This window comes from Streptomyces wedmorensis, assembly GCF_000716445.1.
GTDB classification, from domain to species: Bacteria; Actinomycetota; Actinomycetes; order Streptomycetales; family Streptomycetaceae; genus Streptomyces; species Streptomyces wedmorensis.
Genome location: NZ_JNWK01000136.1, coordinates 1 through 2,052, shown reverse-complemented (window position 1 = coordinate 2,052; position 2,052 = coordinate 1). Strand labels below are relative to the sequence as shown.

Annotated in this window: 1 protein-coding gene; it reads left to right on the top strand. The window is 76.7% G+C overall.

Going from position 1 to position 2,052, the window contains the following annotated elements:
- The first annotated feature begins 108 nt into the window (after nucleotides 1-108).
- Nucleotides 109-1,497: a cysteine desulfurase/sulfurtransferase TusA family protein gene (locus tag OO54_RS40740; protein ID WP_033212729.1), complete on the top strand. Its 1,389-nt coding sequence runs from the start codon at nucleotides 109-111 to the stop codon at nucleotides 1,495-1,497.
- Nucleotides 1,498-2,052 lie beyond the last annotated feature (555 nt).

The following is a 2,052-nucleotide window of genomic DNA, read 5'->3' as shown; positions in this document are numbered from 1 at the left end:
GGGCCCGGGGGCCGGAGTGGTGGGGGTGGGTGCCGGGGAGGGCGGGAGTGGTGGGGAGTCGGCGTGGGTGGGCGTGGGGCTCGTCGAGGGAGGACCTACCGTGGGCGGATGCCGTACTTCGATGCCGCGTCCGCCGCTCCGCTGCACCCCGTCGCCCGCCAGGCGCTGCTCGCCTCCCTGGACGAGGGATGGGCCGACCCGGCCCGGCTCTATCGAGAGGGGCGGCGGGCACGGCTGCTGCTGGACGCTGCCAGGGAAGCCGCGGCGGAGGCCGTGGGATGCCGCCCGGACGAGCTCGTGTTCACTCCTTCGGGGACGCGCGCGGTTCACGCGGGGGTCTCCGGCGCGCTCGCCGGGCGTCGACGTGTCGGGAACCGGCTCGTGGTCTCGGCGGTCGAACACTCCTCCGTCCTGCACGCCGGCGAGGTCCACACGGCGGCGGGCGGCACGGTCACCGAGGTGCCGGTCGACCGGTCCGGCGCCGTGGACCCGGCCGTCTTCGCGGCCGCGCTCGACTCCGGCACCGCCCTCGCGTGCCTCCAGTCGGCCAACCACGAGGTGGGGACCCGACAGCCGGTCGCGGAGGCGGCCGAAGCCTGCCGCGCGGCCGGGGTGCCACTGCTCGTGGACGCGGCGCAGTCACTCGCCTGGGGGCCGGTGGAAGGCGGCTGGTCACTCCTCGCCGCCAGCGCGCACAAGTGGGGCGGTCCGGCGGGCGTAGGACTGCTCGCCGTACGCAAGGGCGTCCGCTTCGCCCCCCAAGGCCCTTCGGACGAACGGGAGTCGGGGCGGGCACCCGGCTTCGAGAACCTCCCGGCGATCGTCGCCGCGGCCGCCTCCCTGCGCGCGGTCCGGGCCGAGGCGGCGACAGAGGGCGCCCGCCTGCGGGACCTCGTGGACCGGATCCGGTCCCGGGTGCCGGAGCTGGTGCCGGACGTGGAGGTCGTGGGCGACCCGGTGCGCCGGCTCCCCCACCTCGTCACCTTCTCCTGTCTCTACGTCGACGGAGAAACACTGCTGCACGAACTGGACCGGGAAGGTTTCTCCGTCTCATCCGGTTCGTCCTGCACCAGCTCGACCCTGACGCCCAGCCACGTCCTGCGCGCGATGGGCGTCCTCAGCGAGGGCAACGTCCGGGTGTCCCTCCCCACCGGCACCACCGCCGAAGACGTCGACCACTTCCTCGACGTCCTGCCCGGCGTCGTCGCCGGCGTCCGCGAACGCCTCGGCGCCCCCGCCGCCCCGGCGGCCGCGCCCCCGGCCGACTCCGGCTCCCTCGTCGTCGACGCGCTCGGCCGACGCTGCCCCATCCCCGTCATCGAGCTCGCCAAAGTCATCGGCGACGTGCCCGTCGGCGGCACCGTGACCGTCCTCGCGGACGACGCGGCGGCTCGGCTCGACATTCCGGCGTGGTGCGAGATGCGGGGGCAGGAGTATGTGGGGGAGGAGGCGTCCGCGGTCGGCGGCACCGCCTACGTCGTCCGCCGCCGCACCTGACACCGCGCCGCCTCCGCCTTCCGGACCTCGGCCCGTACGGGCGCCGCCGTCTTCCGGACCTCGGCCTGTGCGAGCCCGCGCCATGCGCCTCCGCCCGTACGGGCCGCCGTCGACGGGCCTCGCCCGTGCGGGCTGCGCCCGCGCCCGCACGCCCACCGTGTGGGCCGCGCCCCGTGCGGGCTGTCGCCCCCGCCCCGTGGGGGCCCGCACCCGTGTGGCCTTCGCCCGCTGCCGTGCGGGCCCACACCCGTACCCCCGTGTGGGCCTTCGCCCACCGCCGTGTGGGCAATCGTCCCGCTGGGGCGGGACGGGTGGGCACACGGGACGGCGCCCTCGGCGGCGCCCCCGCCCCCTGTCGCCTGGACCCGCACCCACAGCTCGACGCACAGCCGGGTGCGGGTTCAGGCCCGGAAGCCTGGGCCCGGCAAAGGGCGCCGTCCGTTGTGCCCACCCGTTCCGCCCCAGCGGAACGAATGCCCACAACGGGCGGGCGCACGGGCCCACAGCGCACGGCGCATCCCACAACGAGGCGGGGCCGCAGGCGCGGGGGTGGGC

Excerpts from the sequence above, each read along its gene's own strand:
- OO54_RS40740 (WP_033212729.1), top strand. The coding sequence starts at position 109 with ATGCCGTACTTCGATGCCGCGTCCGCCGCTCCGCTGCACCCCGTCGCC.